Origin of the sequence: Microbacterium sp. UBA1097 (assembly GCF_002313585.1) — a bacterium.
In the GTDB taxonomy this organism is placed as follows: Bacteria; Actinomycetota; Actinomycetes; order Actinomycetales; family Microbacteriaceae; genus Microbacterium.
Genome location: NZ_DCBW01000035.1, coordinates 1 through 19,452, shown reverse-complemented (window position 1 = coordinate 19,452; position 19,452 = coordinate 1). Strand labels below are relative to the sequence as shown.

At 67.7% G+C, this 19,452-nt stretch carries 17 protein-coding genes; 6 read left to right on the top strand and 11 right to left on the bottom strand.

Annotated elements, in window-relative coordinates:
- The 3 genes from B4F19_RS08185 to B4F19_RS08175 all read right to left on the bottom strand — a co-directional run.
- The coding region (locus B4F19_RS08185; protein WP_292734045.1) for an ATP-binding protein at positions 1 to 2,370 on the bottom strand (2,370 nt) is incomplete at its 3' end.
- Positions 2,371 to 2,378: 8 nt separating this feature from the next.
- Complete coding sequence (gene pgi, locus B4F19_RS08180; RefSeq protein WP_292734042.1) at positions 2,379 to 4,079, bottom strand: glucose-6-phosphate isomerase; 1,701 nt, start codon at positions 4,077 to 4,079, stop codon at positions 2,379 to 2,381.
- A gap of 76 nt (positions 4,080 to 4,155) precedes the next feature.
- Positions 4,156 to 5,751, bottom strand: coding sequence for a carbohydrate-binding protein (locus B4F19_RS08175; RefSeq protein ID WP_292734039.1), 1,596 nt, complete (start codon positions 5,749 to 5,751; stop codon positions 4,156 to 4,158).
- A 131-nt stretch (positions 5,752 to 5,882) separates the two neighbouring features.
- Between B4F19_RS08175 and B4F19_RS08170 the strand changes: the two genes are divergently transcribed.
- A complete protein-coding gene (locus B4F19_RS08170; protein WP_292734036.1) occupies positions 5,883 to 6,830 on the top strand; it encodes an aldo/keto reductase in 948 nt (315 codons plus the stop codon).
- Positions 6,831 to 6,964: 134 nt separating this feature from the next.
- On the opposite strand, the gene B4F19_RS08165 is transcribed toward B4F19_RS08170, so the two are convergent.
- From B4F19_RS08165 to B4F19_RS08150, 4 genes are all read right to left on the bottom strand, one after another.
- Positions 6,965 to 8,464, bottom strand: a complete 1,500-nt coding sequence (locus tag B4F19_RS08165) for a DEAD/DEAH box helicase (RefSeq protein ID WP_292734033.1) — start codon at positions 8,462 to 8,464, stop codon at positions 6,965 to 6,967.
- A 257-nt stretch (positions 8,465 to 8,721) separates the two neighbouring features.
- Positions 8,722 to 9,816, bottom strand: a complete 1,095-nt coding sequence (locus B4F19_RS08160; protein WP_292730441.1) for a fatty acid desaturase family protein — start codon at positions 9,814 to 9,816, stop codon at positions 8,722 to 8,724.
- A gap of 429 nt (positions 9,817 to 10,245) precedes the next feature.
- A complete protein-coding gene (locus B4F19_RS08155; protein ID WP_228178646.1) occupies positions 10,246 to 10,449 on the bottom strand; it encodes a cold-shock protein in 204 nt (67 codons plus the stop codon).
- Positions 10,450 to 10,583: 134 nt separating this feature from the next.
- Positions 10,584 to 11,519: a rhodanese-related sulfurtransferase gene (locus tag B4F19_RS08150; RefSeq protein WP_228178645.1), complete on the bottom strand. Its 936-nt coding sequence runs from the start codon at positions 11,517 to 11,519 to the stop codon at positions 10,584 to 10,586.
- Positions 11,520 to 11,567: 48 nt separating this feature from the next.
- Here B4F19_RS08150 and B4F19_RS08145 point away from each other — a divergent pair, with 48 nt between their 5' ends.
- On the top strand, positions 11,568 to 11,993 hold the full coding sequence (locus B4F19_RS08145; protein WP_292734029.1) for a DUF3054 domain-containing protein: 426 nt from the start codon (positions 11,568 to 11,570) through the stop codon (positions 11,991 to 11,993).
- Positions 11,994 to 12,012: 19 nt separating this feature from the next.
- Entirely contained in the window at positions 12,013 to 12,660 is a 648-nt protein-coding gene (locus B4F19_RS08140; RefSeq protein ID WP_228178643.1) for an LON peptidase substrate-binding domain-containing protein, read from the top strand.
- Positions 12,661 to 12,700: 40 nt separating this feature from the next.
- On the opposite strand, the gene B4F19_RS08135 is transcribed toward B4F19_RS08140, so the two are convergent.
- From B4F19_RS08135 to B4F19_RS08120, 4 genes are all read right to left on the bottom strand, one after another.
- The gene (locus B4F19_RS08135) at positions 12,701 to 13,198 is read right to left on the bottom strand and encodes a DUF427 domain-containing protein (RefSeq protein WP_292734025.1); all 498 of its coding nucleotides are present in this window, start codon (positions 13,196 to 13,198) and stop codon (positions 12,701 to 12,703) included.
- A 229-nt stretch (positions 13,199 to 13,427) separates the two neighbouring features.
- Positions 13,428 to 14,351 (bottom strand): response regulator transcription factor, encoded by a 924-nt coding sequence (locus B4F19_RS08130; RefSeq protein ID WP_292734022.1) that lies wholly within the window; start codon positions 14,349 to 14,351, stop codon positions 13,428 to 13,430.
- Between the two features lie 80 nt (positions 14,352 to 14,431).
- Positions 14,432 to 15,481, bottom strand: a complete 1,050-nt coding sequence (locus tag B4F19_RS08125) for a zinc-dependent alcohol dehydrogenase family protein (RefSeq protein WP_292734019.1) — start codon at positions 15,479 to 15,481, stop codon at positions 14,432 to 14,434.
- Between the two features lie 41 nt (positions 15,482 to 15,522).
- Positions 15,523 to 15,900, bottom strand: a complete 378-nt coding sequence (locus B4F19_RS08120) for a hypothetical protein (protein ID WP_228178639.1) — start codon at positions 15,898 to 15,900, stop codon at positions 15,523 to 15,525.
- Between the two features lie 115 nt (positions 15,901 to 16,015).
- On the opposite strand from B4F19_RS08120, the gene B4F19_RS08115 reads away from it, so the two are divergent.
- From B4F19_RS08115 to B4F19_RS08105, 3 genes are all read left to right on the top strand, one after another.
- Positions 16,016 to 17,101 carry an AAA family ATPase gene (locus B4F19_RS08115; protein ID WP_228178638.1) on the top strand — a complete coding sequence of 362 codons (1,086 nt, stop codon included), beginning with the start codon at positions 16,016 to 16,018 and terminating at the stop codon, positions 17,099 to 17,101.
- Positions 17,102 to 17,186: 85 nt separating this feature from the next.
- On the top strand, positions 17,187 to 19,004 hold the full coding sequence (locus tag B4F19_RS08110) for a pyruvate kinase (RefSeq protein WP_292734016.1): 1,818 nt from the start codon (positions 17,187 to 17,189) through the stop codon (positions 19,002 to 19,004).
- Positions 19,005 to 19,061: 57 nt separating this feature from the next.
- On the top strand, positions 19,062 to 19,385 hold the full coding sequence (locus tag B4F19_RS08105; protein WP_292734013.1) for a hypothetical protein: 324 nt from the start codon (positions 19,062 to 19,064) through the stop codon (positions 19,383 to 19,385).
- The last annotated feature ends 67 nt before the right edge of the window (positions 19,386 to 19,452 follow it).

The window sequence follows — 19,452 nt, the reverse complement described above, 5'->3', positions numbered from 1 at the left end:
CGCGTCGACCTCACTCGCCCACGCACCGAAAAGCCGGTCGAGCCGATAGCGGGTCTCGTTGGAGGGCCGCATTGTGCGGGCAAGACTGATGGCATCGAGCGCCGTGGGAGGCATGCCCGCGCTCGCGAGCCGCGCTGCCGGCTCGACGACGGCCGCTGGTCGACGCTCACGAAGTGCGACGGCCACATCACGCAGGCTCGTGTAGAGCCCGAAGTCGGGTGGTACATCCCGACAGATCTCCTCCAGCATGGCGGCGGCGCGATCGACCACCCCCAACCGGAGGCACAGTCCGAGCGAGATGGCGGCGACAAGGCGGAACCCGACGTCGATGGCCTGCCGTGCCGCGCGTTCGACGACAGCGGCCGCTTCCTCAGCGTCACCGTCGTCCGCGAGCAGCCACGCCTCCACCTCGGCGATGACCATGAGTGCCTTCGGCTCGTTCCGCTGGTCAGGACTCAGGGCGTCGAGCAGCCGCCGCGCTCGTCCCGGATCCCCGCCCTTGGCGGCGGCATCCGCCTGAAGAGCGACAGCCAGTGGCAGCACTCCCATCCCGTCACGCCAACGGAGTTGGTCGACAGCGAGCGCGGCCAGTCTGCTGGCCTCCCGCAGGCGCCCGTTGTAGCTACGGTGTTCGGCCAGGGTGCAGGTCCACAGCCCGACGCCCTCTCCCGCGTCGATGCGGCGCGCGGTGGCGAACTCGGCGGCCTTCTCGCCCTCGCCGCGCGAGAGCATCCCGATGTACTCGGCGAAGCCGAGCATCATCGCCGCGCTCGCGTCGAGTCGGCCCAGTTGATCACCGAGCCGGCGGAGGATCTGCTCGGCTTCATCCCCGAGCTCGGTCCTGCCCGCCATCGACTCGTGCATGATGGCGGCCATCGCCTCTCGAATGCGGACATCCGGAGGACCGAGGGACGAGCTCCCATCCGGCAGCGGTGCGCGATAGGCTTCCCCCCGAACCGCCCGCCACAGCCGAAGATCGGCATCAGTGCCAGAGACGGACTCACGCGGCAAGGAACGACGGATGCGTTCGGCCTGTTCGATGGCGGCGCTGACCTCGAAGCACCGGAACGCCAAGTGCTCGCCCCGGTGCGCGGCCAGTCGTGCCCACTCCTCCGGGCGGCGTGCACACTCCTCGGCACTCATGAACGAATCGTCGGCCCGGCTCCGGTCTCCCGTGAGAGATGCGGCGTCGGCCAGAACGACGTGCCCTCGGAAGCGGATCGGCGCGCTCGGGTCCCCCACAGCGGTATGCGCGTACTCCGCCGCGTGCACCAGATCGCCGGTCGCGAACGCATACTCCGCCGCCCACGCCGCTTCGGTCGAGTCGAGCTCGCCCCGTCGCCACTCGATCCGGCACGCAGCCAGACGCGCGGCGTCACCCTCGAGTGAGCGCAGGAGCGCAACGCTGTCTGCGAACACGTCCTCGGCCGTGTCGTCACGCTCGAGTGCCTCAGCGATCAGAGGATGCGCGATCCGCAGATCACCATCGGAGGTGTGGACCACGAGCCCGCTGAGTTCGAGGTGATCGAGCACATCGGGGGTGAGCGTCGTCATCGCCCCGGAAAGCAAGGCGTCACGGCGAATAGGCTGCACGAGGGCGACCAGCTGGAGGGCACGGTGGACCGCGGGGTCGAGAACCTCCAGGCGCTGGGTGACCGCGTCGAGCAGCTCGGGCGGTGTGCGACCATCCTCGATCACCACGACGCCGTCCGACAGACGGACCGCGCCGTCGCGAACTGCCGCCTCGACGAGCGCGCGGATGTAGAGCGGATTCCCTTCGGTCCGGGACAGTAGCCTGTCGAGGTCACCATGGCGGACCTGCCCGTCGAACCTTCGCTCGAGCAGTTCGACGGCTTCGTCCCAACTCAGTCCCGGGACGTCGACGCGCTCGACCAGCCCTTCGTCCAGCAGCCGACGTATCCCATCGGGCAGGGGCTCACCGAGACGGGCCGTCAGGATCGCCGGCACACCGAACCCCCGCACGAGCTGATAGACCACGGCCGCCGAGATCGAATCGAGTCGGGGTGCGTCATCGACGAGCAGGATCTGCTGCTCGGGATGCGCGCCGAGTTCAGCCACCAGCGCGGCGACCGCGCGGTGCGGATCGGCCGGCAGCCCCCTCGTAGCGAGCGTCGGAGCCCATGCAGCCAGCGAGACGCCCGACAGCGCGCTCAATCCGATGACGGTGACCGTCTCCGGCGCCGCCGCAGCGTCGGCGAGTTGGCGGGCCAGCACGGTCTTCCCGACCCCAGCCTGGCCGACGATGAACACCCCGTGCGCGGGGATCCGGTCGAAGCGAGGTGCGAGGTTCTCGACCAATGCGACACGGTCGACGATCGGCCACTCCGTTCGACGACCGCGCGCGGGCATCGGGTGACTCATTCCTCGCGGGAGCGGACTGCCTCGCGATGCTCGCGGTAGTACTCCAGCAGCGCGCGAGTCGAGGCATCCTGCGCTGCAACGGCGTCCGCATCGCCCTCGATCGCCGGAGCGATCTGCAGCGCGAGTTGCTTGCCGAGCTCGACACCCCACTGATCGAACGAGTTGATGCCCCAGATCGTGCCTTGCGTGAACACGATGTGTTCGTAAAGTGCGATGAGTTGACCGAGCACCGAGGGCGTCAGCGCGGGCGCGAAGATCGACGTCGTCGGGCGGTTACCCGGGAACGTACGCGCAGCGACGAGGGCGCCGGTCGAGCCTTCGGCCTCGACCTCCTCGGCGGTCTTGCCGAATGCAAGGGCCTTGGTCTGGGCCAGGAAGTTCGCGAGGAAGAGCCCGTGGACATCACGACCGCCGTCTTCGAGCGGATACGCCGGGTTCACGAACGCGATGAAGTCGGCGGGGATGAGCCGGGTGCCCTGGTGGATGAGCTGGTAGAACGCGTGCTGCCCGTTCGTGCCGGGCTCACCCCAGAACACCTCGCCGGTATCGGTGACGACCGGTGAGCCGTCCCACCGCACCCGCTTGCCGTTGGACTCCATCGTCAACTGCTGCAGGTACGCCGGGAAGCGATGCAGTTGCTGAGCATACGGAAGCACCGCGTGGGTCTGCGCACCGAGGAAGTTCGTGTACCAGACGTTGAGCAGGCCCATCAGGACCGGGACGTTGCGCTCCAACGGCGTCGTCGCGACGTGGACGTCGACGGCGTGGAAGCCCGCGAGCAGGTCGCGGAAGGCATCCGGCCCGAGCGCGATCGTGAGCGAGAGTCCGATCGCCGAGTCGACCGAATACCTGCCACCCACCCAGTCCCAGAAGCCGAATGCGTTGTCGGTGTCGATCCCGAAGGCGGCGACCTTGTCGAGCGCGGTCGATACGGCGGCGAAGTGGTGCGCGACGGCATCCGTCTTGGCTGCATCCGACCCGTCGATGGCGCCGGATGCCGTGAGCCCCGCCCACAGCCAGTCCCGCGCGAGTCGCGCGTTGGTGAGGGTCTCGAGGGTTGTGAAGGTCTTGGAGGCGACGATGAACAGAGTCGTCTCGGGGTCGAGGTCCGCCGTCTTCTGCGCCATGTCGGTCGGGTCGATGTTCGAGACGAACCGTGCCTCGATCCCGGCTGTTGCATAGGGACGCAGAGCTTCGTAGACCATGACGGGACCGAGGTCGGAGCCGCCGATGCCGATGTTGACGACGTGCGTGACCTTCTTGCCGGTCACACCGACCCACTCCCCCGACCGCACGCGGTTGGCGAAGGCATCCATCGCGTCGAGAACCGCGTGCACGTCGGTATCGACATCCTGACCATCGACGACGAGCGCGGGGGTCTCACCTGCCGGGCGGCGCAGCGCCGTGTGCAGCACCGCGCGGTCCTCAGAGGTGTTCAGGTGCACGCCGGCAAGCATCTGGGCGAACCGCTCGGCAACGCCGGTCTGCTCGGCCAGCCGCACGAGCAAGGCGAGGATCTCATCGGTGACGAGGTTCTTCGACAGGTCGACGTGCAGGTCGGCGAGAGGGTGGCTCAGGCGTTCGACGCGACCGGGGTCGGTGTCGAACCAGGCGCGCAGATCCGGGGCGAATCCGGATGCGGCATCGGTGAGGGCGGACCAGGCGGGCGTGGTTGTCGGATCGACGGGTGCGTTCACCGTTCACACGCTACCGAACAGAGCCGCCGGAGTCAGGAGCGCCAGCCGTGACAGATAGCTCCTCGCCACGCATCCGTCACCCGATCGCGTCCAGGAATCCGTTCGTGTACGACAGCGATGAGGTGCCACTGGCCACCGAGTTGCAGGTGATCGAGACCCACGGGGTCGGCGGCGAACAGGGCACGTCGCGATCGAGGGACCAGAAGTGGATGCCGGCAAGCCCTTGGGACTGTGCATACGCGGCGACGGTCTGCACATCGGCGAGTGTGAAGATCTCATCGCGCACGTCGTTCATGCCGATCATCGGCGTGAGCTCGATCTTGTCTGTCGGAACTCCAAACGAGTGCTGCAGGTTCGTCGCCGCCTGGATCGCCGAGGCGCCCATGTCACATATCCCGCCGCTGACCACACACACCCCCGGCCCCGCGGCGCCGTAGTCCATCACCATCAGGTTCACGGTGTAATTGCGAAGGTTCGAAGCCTGAATTGCCCGGACTGTTGTCGCGCCCGTCGCGTTCAATCCGCCGTAGCTGCCATCGCTTGCCGCGAGAGTCGCGAGCGTGAACGAGAACCGCAACTGCGGATAGCTGTCCTGAACGCCGGCCGCGGCCGCGACAAGATCGCGGATGTCGGACGCCGACTGCCCGGACTCGATGTCGAAGTCGACACCGATGAGATGATCGGATGCGTACCGCTCGATGAACGAGGTCATCCCAGCGGCCGATGAACAGTGGAATGCCCCCGCCGCTCCGCCCGTGGAGACGACGTAGTCGATGCCAGCCGCTGCCAGAGCGGGAATGTTCGCATCGGCGAAAGCCTGGGCAGCAACGCCGCCCCAGTTCTCGCTTCCGCAGGTTCCGGTCGCGAAAGCCAGCGTGACGGCATCCAAGTCGGTCGCGTCGCTGCCCAGCAGCCCGCTCGCACCGACGAGCGGCTGGGAGGAGCCACCCACAGCCGTTCCCATTGCCGAGGTGTTCCAGTTCATGCCGACCGTGACGTCCTTGTAGGGACTGAAAACGAAGTCGGGTGCGACGCCGGGCGTACCGGTCGGTGTCGGTGTGGGCGACGGAGTAGAGGTCGGTGTCGGGCTCGGCGGGGCGGTCGGTGTTGCGGTCGGCGTCGGCGGGGCGGTCGGTGTTGCGGTCGGCGTCGGCGAGGCGCTCGGGGTGCCGCACGGACCCTGCGCGGTCCAGGGCTGGCCAGTCCCGCTGACGCCGTTGTGGGTCGCCGGATCATCGCCGCGCGACCACCAGTTTGCTCGGTACAGGATGCCGCCTTGAGTGGCAGTATTGCCGGCGACGTAGGTCGATCCCGCGCTCCAGGCCGCAACGGCGCACGCACCCGTCGGCGTCGGCGAAGCTGTCGGTGCGGATGTCGGCGTGGGCGCGGGAGTGGCCGCACCGCACGCACCGATCGAGGTCCACGGCTGGCCGGTACCGGTCACGCCGTTGTTCGTGACGGGATCGTCGCCTCTGGTCCACCAGTTAGCCCTGTACTGGGTGCCGTCCTTGCTGGCCGTGTCTCCCCCGACGTACGTCTCTCCCGACGACCACGCCGGAGCACAGGAGACGGCATCCGATCGCGCTGCAGGCACGATGGACAGCAGCATGCCAGCAAGGAGCCCCAGTAGGGCGAGAACGGCAAGGCCAGGACGGGCGAAGCGAACGATCATGGTGTCCTCTCGGGTGCAGACGCTGATTCGGGGTGGGCGTCGCGAGCCACACGCTAGCGATGGCGCCCGCGGCACCACCTCGACGACACGATGAGAAAATCCTTACGTTCTGGCGGTGCCAGGATGGAGTCATGACCCGCATCGGAACCAGCGACCTCGACGTCTTCCCGCTCTGCCTCGGTGGCAATGTGTTCGGCTGGACCGCCGACCGAGACGAGAGCTTCGCGATCCTCGACGCGTTCACCGAGGGCGGCGGCGACTTCGTCGATACCGCTGACGGCTACAGCGCGTGGGTTCCCGGCAACACCGGAGGCGACAGTGAGCGGATCATCGGCGCCTGGCTCGCTGCCCGTCCGTCCGCAGAGCTGACCATCGCAACCAAGGTCAGCCGTCACCCCGACTTCCCGGGCCTGAAGAACATCCGCGGCGCCGCCGAAGCGTCGCTGCAGCGTCTTGGCGTCGAGACCATCGACCTGTACTACGCACACTATGACGACCCCGAGGTTCCACTGGCCGAAGCAGTGTCAGCTTTCGGAAAACTCGTCGACGATGGCCTTGTTCGCACGATCGGCCTGTCGAACTTCACGCCTGATCGCATGCGCGAATGGATGCTGACCGCCGCCGATCTGGGCGTTGCTCAGCCTGTCGCGCTGCAGCCTCACTACAACCTCGTGCACCGCAACGAGGTCGAGGGCGAGATCGCCCCGATCGCTGAGGAGTTCGACCTCGGCATCCTGCCGTACTACGCCCTCGCCAGCGGTTTCTTGACCGGAAAGTACCGGTCGCCGGATGCCGACGGTGGCGCATCGCCGCGGGCCAAGGGTGCAGCGAAATATGCGACTGCGCAGGGACTTCAGGTGCTGCAGGTCGTGGAGCGGATCGCCGCGTCCCACGCGAGCACGATGGCCGCGGTCTCGCTGGCCTGGTTGCGCGAGCAGCCGCACGTTGTCGCTCCGATCGCCAGCGCGTCCCGCGTCGAGCACGTCGCGGATCTGCTGGCGAGCGCGACGCTGCAGTTCACCCACGATGAGCTCGAAGAGCTGAGCGTCGTCTCGGAGTGGACGCCGAGCGACATCTGAGGCGCTCTTGCGCCGCTCTTCTGCAGACCCTGCGTCAAGCGCGAGGGGTCGCAACACGCCGTATCACGCTGTGCGTGTGCGGTGTGTCGCGACCCCTCGTGTCAGACCTGATCCCTGAGCGGGCGCCCCGGCGCTTACTGCGCGGCAGGACGCTGGCCGGTGCCGCGACCACGCGAGCCGCGGCGACGTCGGGCGGGCGCACCGTCGGCCCGCTGCGGGTTGCGCTCCGCCGCGGACCCCTGGTCGGCAGCGTGACGCGGATTGTGGGCGTGGGTGGGCTTGGCCGTGTGTCCGGGCTTCGCGGAGCGTCCCGGCTGAGCGCCACGACCCGAGCCGCTGCGCTGTCCGCCGCCGGAGCGCTGTCCACCGCCGCCAGAGCGCTGGACAGCGCCGCCCGACCCACCAGAGCGGGCACGAGGCGTCGACGCGGCGGGGGCGGTCACAGGCAGCATCCGGTGAGCGGCGCGCGGTCCGACCAGTTCGTCGACGGCTGCCGACGATGCCTTCACCGACTCGGCGTCGACCTGGATACCCGCCTTCTTGAGCAGCTGGGCGATCTCGCGGCGCTGAGCCTCGAGGCCGACCGTGACGACGGTCCCCTCGGCACCCGCGCGTGCCGTGCGACCCGACCGGTGCAGGTACGCCTTGTGCTCGACGGGAGGATCCACGTGGACGACGAGCTCGACCTGGTCGACGTGCACGCCGCGGGCTGCGACATCCGTCGCTACCAGCACCCGGACGCCGTCGTTCTCGGGAGACGCGGAGAACGCGGCGAGGTTCCGGTCCCGCGCGTTCTGCGAGAGGTTTCCATGCAGGTCGACGACGGGGATGCCTGCCGCGGTGAGCTGTTTGGCAAGCTTCTTGGCCTGGTGCTTGGTGCGCGTGAACAGGATGCGACGTCCCTGACCCGAGGCGAGCTCGCGGATGAGCGCGGTCTTCTCTTCAGTTCCGGGGATCAAGAACACGCGGTGGGTCATCTCCCCCGCGGGGACGCTCGACTCGTCGACCTCGTGGCTCACCGGCGAGGACAAGAACCGGCGAGCGAGCACATCGATGCCGCCGTCGAGCGTCGCGCTGAACAGGAGGCGCTGACCGTCGGCAGGCGTCGCGGCGAGGATCCGCGTGACGCCCGGGAGGAAGCCGAGGTCGGCCATGTGGTCGGCCTCATCGAGCACGCTCACCTCGACCCTGTCGAGCCGCACGACCTGCTGCTTCATGAGGTCTTCGAGACGGCCGGGGCAGGCCACGACGATGTCGACGCCCGCGCGCAGCGCCTGCTCCTGCGGACGCTGGCTGACGCCGCCGAAGATGGTGGTGACTCGAAGACCGACGGCATGTGCCAGCGGCTCGATGGTCGCGGCGATCTGCGTGGCGAGCTCTCGCGTGGGGGCGAGGACCAGACCACGCGGGCGACCAGAGGTCAGCGGGGTCGAGGATGCTGCGATACGCGCCACCAGCGGCAGCGCGAACGCGATCGTCTTGCCACTGCCGGTGCGGCCGCGGCCGAGCACGTCCCGCCCGGCGAGAGAGTCAGGAAGCGTGTCCCGCTGGATGGCGAAGGCCTCGGTCTTGCCCGAGGAGCTGAGAACGTCGGCGAGCACTGCGGGCACGCCGAGGTCGAGGAAAGTCGTCATGGAGGTGCTTTCGTGATTGTCCGCGCACAGCTGCACGACCCGGACGAAGCAGGGAAGGGCTGTGGTGAGCGGAGGAGTGGCGACGGCGCGGGTTCGCGCATCGTTTCGCCGTTCGAGAAGAGAGCCGGACCGTCAGGCCGGGATGCGTATCGACGACGCCGGCAGAGATCGAGAACGACATCCGCCGTGAACGACCCTACCAGTGATACCTGGGCGCTGCGGTCGGGCCGCGCCCCCGCACCCCGGGGCCGGAAGGCTCAGACCCTCCGGTACTCCGAGACCATGGGGCAGTCGAACGGGCCGCGGGCTGCCAGTCCCACACGGTTGAGGTAGTCGATGACGATCGCGTACGAACGCCAGAGCGAGGTCTCGGTATAGGGCACGTCGTGGGTCTCGCAATAGTCGCGCACGACCTCGCGAGCTTGTGCCAGGTGCAGGCGCGACATGCTCGGGAACAGGTGGTGTTCGACCTGGTAGTTCAGGCCACCCATGAGCCAGGTAGCCCACCATCCGCCGGCGACATTGCGTGAGGTTCGCACCTGCTTCGAGAAGAAGTCGAGCTTCGCGTCGGGCGCGATGATCGGCATCCCCTTGTGGTTCGGTGCGAACGAGGCACCCATGTACACACCGAACACGGCGACCATCACACCGAAGAAGGCGAAGGCCATGCCCAGCGGCAGGAGCAGGAAGATCGGCACCAGCACGACGCCAAAACGCAAGCTCAGGATGCCGAGCTCGGTCCACCGGCCCTTGACCGGCCCCCGTGAGAGCAGGTGACGGAAGCTCAGCGCGTAGAGATTCAGCCCCTCCAGCGTCAGGAGCGGAAAGAACAGCCACCCCTGCTTGCGCGTGACCACGCGCACGAGACCGCGGGATGCTGCGGCGTCAGTCTCGAGGAAGGAGATCGTGTCGACCTCGATGTCGGGGTCCTTGCCGACACGGTTCGGGTTGGCGTGGTGGCGCGAGTGCTTGGAGTCCCACCACGAGTAGCTCATGCCGACGATGCCGCCGAGCACTCGAGCGAGCCGGTCGTTGGCGGGCCCGCTGGAGAGGATCTGGCGGTGCGCTGCCTCGTGGGCGAGGAACGCGACCTGAGTGAACAGGATGCCGAACGCGGCAGCCATCAGAAGCTGAAGCCAGCTGTCGCCCAGAACGATGAATCCGGTGATCGCGCCGCCGAAGCCCGCGGCGATCGCGGCGCCAACTGCCGCATAGAACCACGGCGTGCGCCGGAGCAAGCCGAGTTCACGGACCACCTGCGACACCTGCGTGTAGGCACGGGCCACCGGCGGGAACTCAGCGGTCCCAGAGTAGGTCTGGCGAACCGGCCCGAGTCGGGCCGACTCGTCCACGGGGGGACGGGAAGATACAGAGGATGACGGCACAACGGCACCTGACTTCGCTCGTGCGCCGCACATCGTGCGCGCCGCGGGATGGATGCCAAGGGCAGTTGCCGTTCGCTGTACCCACACTACGGAGAGCGATATGTCGGCATCCGAATACTCGCTTGTTCACACGACATCGTCAGCCTCGAGGCGCTCGGGACAGCATGGGTGGCCGTTCACCACGCACGGGCGCCGGAGAAATGCCCGGCGTAGGACGATCCCGCGCAGATTCTCCCTACCTCCGAGAGAGTTCCTACGTCCGGGAGGTGTCCTCAGACGGATGCTTCGGCGAGACGGATGCTCCGCGGAAACGGATGCTCCGCGGAGACGGATGCTCCGCGGAAACGACGAACGCGCCGACTCCGACATCGGAGCGGCGCGTTCGAGGGGATTGTGTCAGAGTGCGCGGATGTTCGCAGCCTGCAGACCCTTGGGGCCCTGCTCGGTGTCGAACTCGACCTTCTGCGCTTCCTCCAGGCTGCGGTAGCCGCTGCCGGCGATCGCGCTGAAGTGCGCGAACACGTCGGCGGAACCGTCATCGGGAGCGATGAAACCGAATCCCTTCTCGGAGTTGAACCATTTGACGGTGCCGGTGGCCATATCGTCTTTTCCTTCGTAAACCTCCGGATCGCAGTGCGCGACCCGCACGTCGGTGGCCGACGCGGGACTCACACTACGGCACCGGACGCCGACGGCATAAGGATGTTGTGATCTCGTGACGAAGTGTTCCGCGATCAGTTACGGTCGGCCACCGCCCCAGCCGGCCGCATGACGCCGGCGTGGCGGGAGCACAGGGCGGATGCGGCATCCGTGCATTCCTCGCAGTGCACGACGCGCACCCGGCAGTCCCCCTCGGCACAATTGACCATGCGCGAGGTCGCCGCACCGCACGTGACGCATGCCCCGATCGTCGCGGCGTCGGTCCCGAAAGTGATCGACTCACGCCCGTCGAAGACGTAGAGCGCACCCTCCCACAGCCCGGTGTTGCCGAAGCTCTCGCCGTACCGGACAATTCCGCCATCCATCTGGTACACCTCCGAGAACCCGCGCGAGACCATGAGGCTGGAGAGCACCTCACAGCGGATGCCGCCCGTGCAGTACGTGACGACGGGCTTGTTCTTGAGGTGGTCGTATCGGCCCGACTCCAGTTCCGCGACGAAATCGCGCGTCGTGGCGACATCCGGCACGACGGCGTTCTTGAAACGCCCGATCTCGGCTTCGAAGGCGTTGCGGCCGTCGAAGAAGACGACGTCATCGCCGCGCTCCTGGACGAGCTTGTGCACGGCACCAGGCGACAGGTGGGTGCCGCCGCCGACGACACCGGTCGGGTCCACACGCAGTTCGCCGGGGGCGCCGAAACTCACGATCTCATCGCGCACTTTCACCGACAGGCGCGGGAAGTCGACGATCCGCCCGTCGGAGTCGAGGCCGCTTCCCTCTGACCACTTGAAGTCGATGTCACCGAAGCCGGGGTACTCGCGCGTCTTGCGCCAGTAGGTCTTCATCGCGCCGAGCTCGCCGCCGACAGTGGCGTTGATCCCGTCCTTCGAGATCAGGATGCGGCCGCGCAGCCCGAGAAGCTCGCACAGGTCACGCTGCCACAGCCGGACCGCGTTCGGGTCGGTGATCGGCGTGAACCGGTAGTAGAGCAGGATCTTCGACAGTGCCACCGCACAAGGTTAGCTCGGCGACCCGGCCCACCCGGGCACACTGGAGGCATGAGCGCAGACCCCGAACCGAACCGCCCCTCCCCCGCACTGCCGGCTCCGCGCACGGTCGCGATCGCCCTTGTCGTCGACATCGCGTTCGTCGTCATCTTCGCCGCGATCGGGCGGGCGAGTCACGGCGAAGAGGTCGTCGGTCCCGACGGACTCGGCCTGGCACAGACGACCTGGCCCTTCCTTGTCGCTCTTCTGGTCGGATGGCTCACGATGCGGCTCTGGCGCTTCCCTCTCTCAATCCTCAACGCGGGGGTCGCCGTGTGGCTCTACACGGTGATCGGGGGCTTGCTCCTGCGAGCCATCAGCGGCCAGGGTGTGCAGACCGCGTTCGTGATCGTGGCTTCGATCGTCCTTGCGGTGTTCCTCGTCGGGTGGCGCGTGGTTGTCTCGCTGATCCTGCGGCGACGGGCCCCGCTCTCGTAATCGCTGGTTGACTGGGGGCATGGCGGATGTCGCGATGTTCCCGCTCGGGACGGTGCTGTTCCCTCACACCCCGCTCGCACTGCGCATCTTCGAGCAGCGCTACCTCATGATGCTCGGTCGGGTCCTCGACGACGAGGAACCGTCATTCGGTGTGGTCCTGATCGAACGCGGCAGCGAGGCGGGAGGCGGGGACCAGCGGTTCTCCGTTGGCACCATGGCCCGGATCCTGCAGGTCGACCCGCGGGCCGATGATCTGCACGTGATCGCCGTCGGGGGCACCAGAGTAGCCGTGGACCGTTGGCTCGAGGACGATCCGTACCCGGCGGCATCCGTGACACCCATTCCGGAACTGGAGTGGAGCGATGAGCTTGCGCCGTTGCACGCGCAGGCTGAGCAGATCGTGCGTCGAGTCCTCGCCCGTGCTGCCGAGTTCAGTGACGTGCGCTGGGATCCGAACGTCGAGCTCTCGGAGGACCCTGTCGAATCGGCGTGGCAGCTCGCGGCCATCGCGCCACTGGGACAACTTGACCAATTGCGGCTCCTGGGCGCGACCACGCTCGGAGGCCTGTTGCGCGATGTCATCGATCTGACGCTGGACGCCGAGGTTCTTCTGACAACCGGGCCCGAGATCGACGACCTCGGCGACATCGACCTCAGCGGCACCTGACATCGCGGCACCTGGTTTTCTGCTCCGGAGCTCAGTCGAGCTACCAGCCGGCGGAACCCGGGACGCCCTTGAAGGGTCCCCGGATCTCGCTCGTGACCCAGCCGCCGTAGAAGGTTCCCGGCTGGGGTGTGACGAGCTCGCCGTCGACCGTGCACCGGTCCATCGGAGCGGGATATAGCGCGACGCGGCCGGCGAGGTCTTCGAAACCACGGGACGGCTCAGGATAGGTCCACCCGACGCGCGGGGTCACCCGCCCGTTCACCGTGACATCGAAGTACGCAGCCCGTCCTTTGAACTCGCAGAACGATGCGCCCTCCCCCCGGCGCAGCACCCCGGGAACGAAGGCGTCGATCGGAAGGTAGTAGACGGGAGGATGGCTCGTCTCGAGCACCCGGACGACGTCCCGCGCGTCCACGATCACCTCACCTGCGAACTCGACCACGATGCGGCGGTCGACGTGCTCCAGACGCGGCGGCCGCGGGTAGTCCCAGACCGACTCCTGGCCGGGGCCTGTGGGATCAGGGCTCGGTGGTCGCATAGGTGCCAGCGTACGCCGCAGACGCGTCTAACCTTCAGCTACGCGAAATGTCGTATGGCCGGATCTGGATCGTCCTCGTAGCGCCGTAGGCGGAGGGGAGCGTCGCAGCATCCGGGATCGTCGTGGGTCCCGCGCCGCGAGGCTCAGGGACTGCACCGGCGGTCCACCCATCGATCTTGGCCCCCGAGGCCGTCGATGGTCCGCCGGTGCAGTGTCCGCGGGGCCGACGTCAGCGCGAGAGCAGCGGCTGGTCGAGGATCCCCGCGGCCTCGGGGTGGACGAGGCGCATGACTGTCGCGGCGACGGCGGCGCGGCTGGAGACGCCAAGCGTCGCATGAACGGCTTCAAGATGTTTGCGCACGGTTCCCGTGGAGATCTGCAATGTGGTTGCGATCTGGGACGTCGCCGCACCGCTCGCGACCAGGAGGGCGATCTCGGCCTGCCGTGCAGTCAAGCCCGCCGATCGCAACGCCTTATGGGCTCGCAACTGCGCGTCATCGATCGTCAGCTTCTGCGGGCTCTCACTCAGTGGCTCCAGTGGAGCAGGCGCCACGGGCGGTGCCGCGGCCGCTCTCATCGTCGACCCGTCGGCATCCGCAAAGGGCCAGACGAGGTTTCCCTCGGCTCTGCTGACCAGGCGATAGCTGGTCTCAAGCAAGGGCGCGATGGTCGAGAGCATCGCTGCCTCACGGTGCCCGCAGGGGTGGGTGGCGGCACAGTCGATCGAGATCACCATCGAGGTGCCATGGGACGTCGGGAAGATCAACACCGTCTGGCGACGAACACCGTTGGGTTCGTAGAACGAGCGGTAGAGCTCGGTGCGCGCGAAGGCACGCTCAGCTCCATCCACATCCCACGTGGTCGGACCGACCCGCTCGCCGGAGATGAATCCGCCGAACAGCGGATGCTGCCAGGCGAACTTCTCGAACGCGGGCCCGTACTGGGCGATCCAGCCTGACGGGAACGGCGGCGCTGGCTCGGAGACCACCCGACGCCCGGCGACGTCGATCTCGGTGCACGAGGCCCCTTGGCATGGGAACAGTCGGTAGAGCCCGGCACTCACGCGCGCGGCATAGTCCCGCGTGTCGTGTGAGCCGGCTACCGACTCGAGGACGTCGAGGATCGCCGCGTAATCCTGCGCCTCGAGCTGCATCCGAACATTGTTACAGACAACGTCGGAAATGGCGCCCGACGAAAGTCCCCGCTACAGATGCGGGGGCGACGGGCTACGGGCTACGGGCGCAACAGCACCTTCGTCGCACGACGTTCGTCCATCGCCGCGTACGCTTCAGCGACATCGCTCAGCGGAAGCTCCAGATCGAAGACCTTGCCCGGCGTGATCGACCCCGACCGCACGTCAGGCAGCAGCTCTTCGATGTATCCCCGGACCGGCGCGACACCACCGACGACACCGACGTTGCGGTTGAACATGTCGCGAATAGGCAGCTCCGGGCCGCCAGCCGGCACTCCGACGAACCCGACTCGTCCGCCGGGGCGCGCGGATGCCAAGGCCTGAGCCATCGACTCCTTGGTCCCGACGCACTCGAGGACCCGGTCGGCGCCGATCCCCTGGGTGAGCTGTCGCACCGCAGCGACGCCCTCGTCACCACGTTCGGCAACAATGTGGGTTGCCCCCAGTTCCCAAGCCAGCGCCTGACGCTGCGGATTGCGAGACATCGCGATGATCTCGGCAGCGCCGAGCCGTTTGGCGGCGATCACGCCGCACAGACCCACCGCACCGTCACCGACAACGACCACCGTGTCACCGGGCTGCACACCCGCACTCACGGCGGCGTGGTGGCCGGTTCCCATCACGTCTGCCAACGACAACAGGCCCGGAATCTCCTCGTCAGCGACGGGACCGGGCACGACCACGAGTGTCCCGTCGGCCAGCGGCACACGGACCCGCTCACCCTGACCGCCGTCGGCGAAGCCGCCGAGCCGGTCATCCTGGCCCCACCATCCGCCGTTCAGGCAAGACGTACTGACCCCGTTGCGGCAGTTCAGGCAGGTGTTGTCGCACACGTAGAACGGCGCGATCACGAAGTCGCCCGGCCGCACCAGCTCAACCTGGTCCCCGACGGAATCGACGACGCCGATGAACTCGTGCCCGATCCGGTGTGGCTCGTCGGTGGGCGCGATTCCGCGGTACGACCACAGGTCTGAACCGCACACGCACGCCGCGACGACGCGAACTATCGCGTCGCCACCGGTCGACAGCACCGGATCGGGGACGGCCTCCAGTCGGACGTCTCGGGCACCATGAATGACGGTTGCACGCATGGCTCGAGACTATGCCCCGCGAGCAGCTCGCGGGGCATCCGTCACTTCTTCTCGGTGACCTCGACGGTGAAGGTCACGTCCTGAATGCCGCCGTCGCTGTTGGACAGCACGACCTCGGTGGTTCCAACGCTGAGCGCCTTCACGCCGGGGTTGAAGGTTGCAGAGCCGTCCGTGTATCCGGCGACGAACTCGGCGACAGCCGGGTCGGCTACTTCGCCGCTGTAGCTTTCGACCGCCAGATCGCCGGTGTTGATATTCAGCACCTGGTCGACGATCAGCTCGACAGTCTCTCCCTGGAGGTCCCCGGCGTCCATCGTCACGGGCGCGATGACGGGCTCGTTGCTTTGCGAGCAACCGCTCAGGGCGATCGACACAGCGAAGACTCCGGCGACAACTGCACTCAATGCTCTGGTTCTCATGACTGTGAGTCTGGCAGTCTCACCTGCGGGCAGTAGTGGGAAACGCCAGAACCGCGCTAGAACTGTTATCAAGCGTCGTGGCGACGACCCGAGCCGTCGGCGCAGGGAGGGATCGATGCGCGCGACCGACTCGCTGTCCATCCGTGGGCTGGTCGGTCTCGCGAAGGCCGAAGCCAAGCGCTGGGGCTCTGATCACGCGACAGTGACGCACGCGGCATCCGCGTTCGCGCAGAACTGGACCGGCGAGTTCCGGGATGCCTTCGGCAGTGACGGCGAGGCGCTGCTTCACCGCCTTCTCGCTGCCGGGCAGACGATCGGCAACGAAGCCGAGGTGCGCAACATGATCACGGCATCGCCGGATGCCGCGGCCCTGGCAATGCGGTTGCAGGCGGCCCTGCGGGGAGACCTCGCGGTAGCCGACCTGTTGCCTGAGGAAAGCTCCCCGACCCGTCCCCGCGCCGACGACACCGAGCAATCCGAGGCATCCGACGGGGAGGCTCCCCCGGCGCGCACCGATCCACTGGCGGGTCTTCTTCGAGGACGCGAAGCCCTGGATGTCGCCGCGTACCTCCTCAGCGACCAGCCACTGATCCCCGCTCTCGTGGGTCGACGCGGCTGCGGCAAGACCAGCCTTGCGGCAGAGATCGCGCGCCTTCTTCTCGACCTCGAGGATCCGCTGCCGACCCTCTTCTTCGATCCCGGTACGACAGTGGATGGTGAGCCGGCGATGCTGCTGCGCGATACGCTGTCGGCGCTGACCCGCCGAACGGTCGTCGTCGTCGAAGACGTCGACGAGCTCGCGCGCCTGGGAACGACGGAGCCCGACGTGTCGATCCTGCGTGAGATCTGGCAGTCAGAGCGCTTCCCGCTCGCTCGCCTGGTCATCACTGTGACCGCGCCGTACGAGAAGCGGATTGCGCAGTTCTACGGCGCGTTGTCGGATCGCCTGGTGATCGTGGAACTGCAGCCCTGGGACGAGAACGTCGTGCGGGGCTTGGTCGTGCCGGTGGCAACACATCTGGCCGAACAGTACGGCGTCGTCATTGATCATGCGGCAATCGAGGCTGCGCTTCAGCCCCCGACCGAAGCTGACACCTTCGACCACCCGGGGCTGGCCATCGCGCGTCTGGATGTCGCCTGCGCCCGGACGATGATCGCAGGCGGGAACACCGTGACCGTCGCCGACGTCATCCCGGGGTGAGCGAGCTCCACGCGCCGGATATTCACGCCCCGGGCTCTGCCACAGCGCGCGCCGGAGAGCTAACGTCGAAGGTGGAGGTCGGACGATGCTCAATACTCCTCGTTCTCAACGGCTCGACGCGCTTCGTGCCGAACTCATGGACCTCCGCTCTGCGGTCGAGGATGCCGAGCGAGCAGCATCCGTTCCCCTCTCTCGCGCACATCCCGTCCATGCTGCCGGCGCCGCCAATCTCATCCGCTATGTCGCCCTGCGTTCACGGGACCTACGGGACCTGCAAGATCGCCTGACCGCAGAGGGGCTCTCGTCGCTCGGGAGGATGGAAGCCGATGTTCTGCGCAACCTTGATGCGGTAGTGGGCACGATCGATGCTGCACTCGGGCACGTCGCGCCGGGCGATCACGACAACCCCGGACCGGATGCCGAGCCTCGTCCGCCCACTCCCCTGAGCGTGAACGCGGCAGCGCTGCTGGGCGGCACGGCCGACGACCGCGACACTCGGATCATGGTCACACTGCCGAGCGAAGCCGCGAACGATCCCGCCTTGGTCGCCCGATTCGCCCGAGCCGGCATGGATGTCGCCCGCATCAACTGCGCGCACGACGATTCTGCAGCGTGGGAGCGGATGGCCAGGCACACGCGGGCCGCGGGGACCGGCATCCGTATCGCCACCGACCTCGCCGGGCCGAAGGTGCGCACCGGTTCCCTCGAGCCGGGGCCACGGGTCGTCAAGGTGTCTCCCGCGCGCGACGCTCTGGGACGCGTGATCGAGCCGGCGTCGGTCTGGCTGGTCGCCCCGAGCGCTGACGGGTCGGCTCCACCCCCTGGGGAGATTCCCGTCACGGATGCCGCGTGGCTTGCTCGCCTTCGGATCGACGACACCGTCGAATTCACCGACACCCGCGGGCGCTCGCGGTACATGACCGTCGTCGCGGTGCGCGATGGCGGGGCGCGGATCGACGGCGACCGCACCGCGTATATCGGAACCGGGACAGTGCTGGATGTCGATGGTCGCGAGACCCGGGTCGGCGCGGTGCCCTCGGTCGACCAGGCGCTGCGGGTCCATCGGGGCGACATCGTCGAACTGCGTCCGGATGCGGAACCGGGATTCACGCACGAGGGACGACACCACGTCGGCTGTACCGTGCCCGAAGCGCTCGACGTGATCCGCGTCGGCGACCGGGTGCTCTTCGATGACGGCAAGATCGAGGGCTTCGTGCGCGCCGTGGCGGTAACTGACGGCCGGCGCGTCGCGGAGGTCGAAGTCACCCTGGCCTCGCCGCGGGGAACGAAACTGCGTGCCGAGAAGGGCATCAACCTTCCCGACACCGACCTCCCCATCTCGGCGCTCACCGACGAGGATCTGCGAGCTCTCGATGACGTCGTCGGATTCACCGACATCGTGCAGCTCTCGTTCGCGCGCTCCCCCGGCGACGTTGCACGCCTATTCGACGAGCTCGACTCGCGGGGTGCCGGGCACCTGGGCGTCGTTGTGAAAATCGAGACGGTGCGCGCCTTCCGGGCGCTGCCCGAAATCCTCCTTGAGCTCATGCAACGGCCACGGGTGGGCATCATGATCGCCCGCGGCGACCTGGGTGTGGAGGCCGGCTGGGAGCGGCTCGCGGAGGTGCAGGAAGAGATCCTCTGGCTGTGCGAGGCGGCGCACGTTCCGGTGATCTGGGCGACGCAGGTGCTCGACTCCCTCGCCGGTAACGGGGTGCCTACCCGCGCGGAGGTGACGGATGCCGCGGCCGGCGAACGCGCTGAGTGCGTCATGCTCAACAAGGGGCCGCACATCGAGGAGGCCATCGAAGCGCTCGATGACATTCTGCGGCGGATGCACGGGCACCTCGAGAAGAAGCGCCCGCTGCTGCGGCGGCTGCGCGCCTGGTCCCACGAAGGCTGAGTCTGCCTGCCGCTCGTCCTCAGCCCTGGCCGGGTCGCAGTGCGCCACACTGTGTGCATGGATGCTGCGCCGACCGCGTTCGTCGCGACTGTTGTCGCCGACACCGCAACCACCAAGCTCGACGCCCTGACGATCATCGCGAACGCTGCCGAGGGCGTGATCACGGATGCGGGCACCCCTCGCACCGCCGTTACTCTGCCCTCCGGCGCCCGAGCGCTGATCGAGATACCGAAGTTCGGTGAGCCGCCACCCCTGACGATCGACGTGTTGTCGACCGACTCGGCCGACGCGGCGCGTTCCGAGGCCGAATCGCTGTGCGAGGTCATCGCCGCGGTCACGGGCTGGGAGGTTCGGGTACTTCCTGACCGGCTGCGCCACTGATCGTCACAGACAGTCATACAGCGCACCTCGCGCTGGGTGAGACCTAGCTGTACTGCCCAGGGAGGTT

Coding starts and splice junctions, on each gene's coding strand:
- B4F19_RS08175 (WP_292734039.1), bottom strand. CDS start 5,751: ATGATCGTTCGCTTCGCCCGTCCTGGCCTTGCCGTTCTCGCCCTACTG.
- B4F19_RS08110 (WP_292734016.1), top strand. CDS start 17,187: ATGCTCAATACTCCTCGTTCTCAACGGCTCGACGCGCTTCGTGCCGAA.
- B4F19_RS08155 (WP_228178646.1), bottom strand. CDS start 10,449: ATGGCCACCGGCACCGTCAAATGGTTCAACTCCGAGAAGGGATTCGGT.
- B4F19_RS08140 (WP_228178643.1), top strand. CDS start 12,013: ATGGCGGATGTCGCGATGTTCCCGCTCGGGACGGTGCTGTTCCCTCAC.
- B4F19_RS08145 (WP_292734029.1), top strand. CDS start 11,568: ATGAGCGCAGACCCCGAACCGAACCGCCCCTCCCCCGCACTGCCGGCT.
- B4F19_RS08130 (WP_292734022.1), bottom strand. CDS start 14,351: ATGCAGCTCGAGGCGCAGGATTACGCGGCGATCCTCGACGTCCTCGAG.
- B4F19_RS08120 (WP_228178639.1), bottom strand. CDS start 15,900: ATGAGAACCAGAGCATTGAGTGCAGTTGTCGCCGGAGTCTTCGCTGTG.
- B4F19_RS08125 (WP_292734019.1), bottom strand. CDS start 15,481: ATGCGTGCAACCGTCATTCATGGTGCCCGAGACGTCCGACTGGAGGCC.
- B4F19_RS08115 (WP_228178638.1), top strand. CDS start 16,016: ATGCGCGCGACCGACTCGCTGTCCATCCGTGGGCTGGTCGGTCTCGCG.
- B4F19_RS08165 (WP_292734033.1), bottom strand. CDS start 8,464: ATGACGACTTTCCTCGACCTCGGCGTGCCCGCAGTGCTCGCCGACGTT.
- B4F19_RS08170 (WP_292734036.1), top strand. CDS start 5,883: ATGACCCGCATCGGAACCAGCGACCTCGACGTCTTCCCGCTCTGCCTC.
- B4F19_RS08135 (WP_292734025.1), bottom strand. CDS start 13,198: ATGCGACCACCGAGCCCTGATCCCACAGGCCCCGGCCAGGAGTCGGTC.
- B4F19_RS08105 (WP_292734013.1), top strand. CDS start 19,062: ATGGATGCTGCGCCGACCGCGTTCGTCGCGACTGTTGTCGCCGACACC.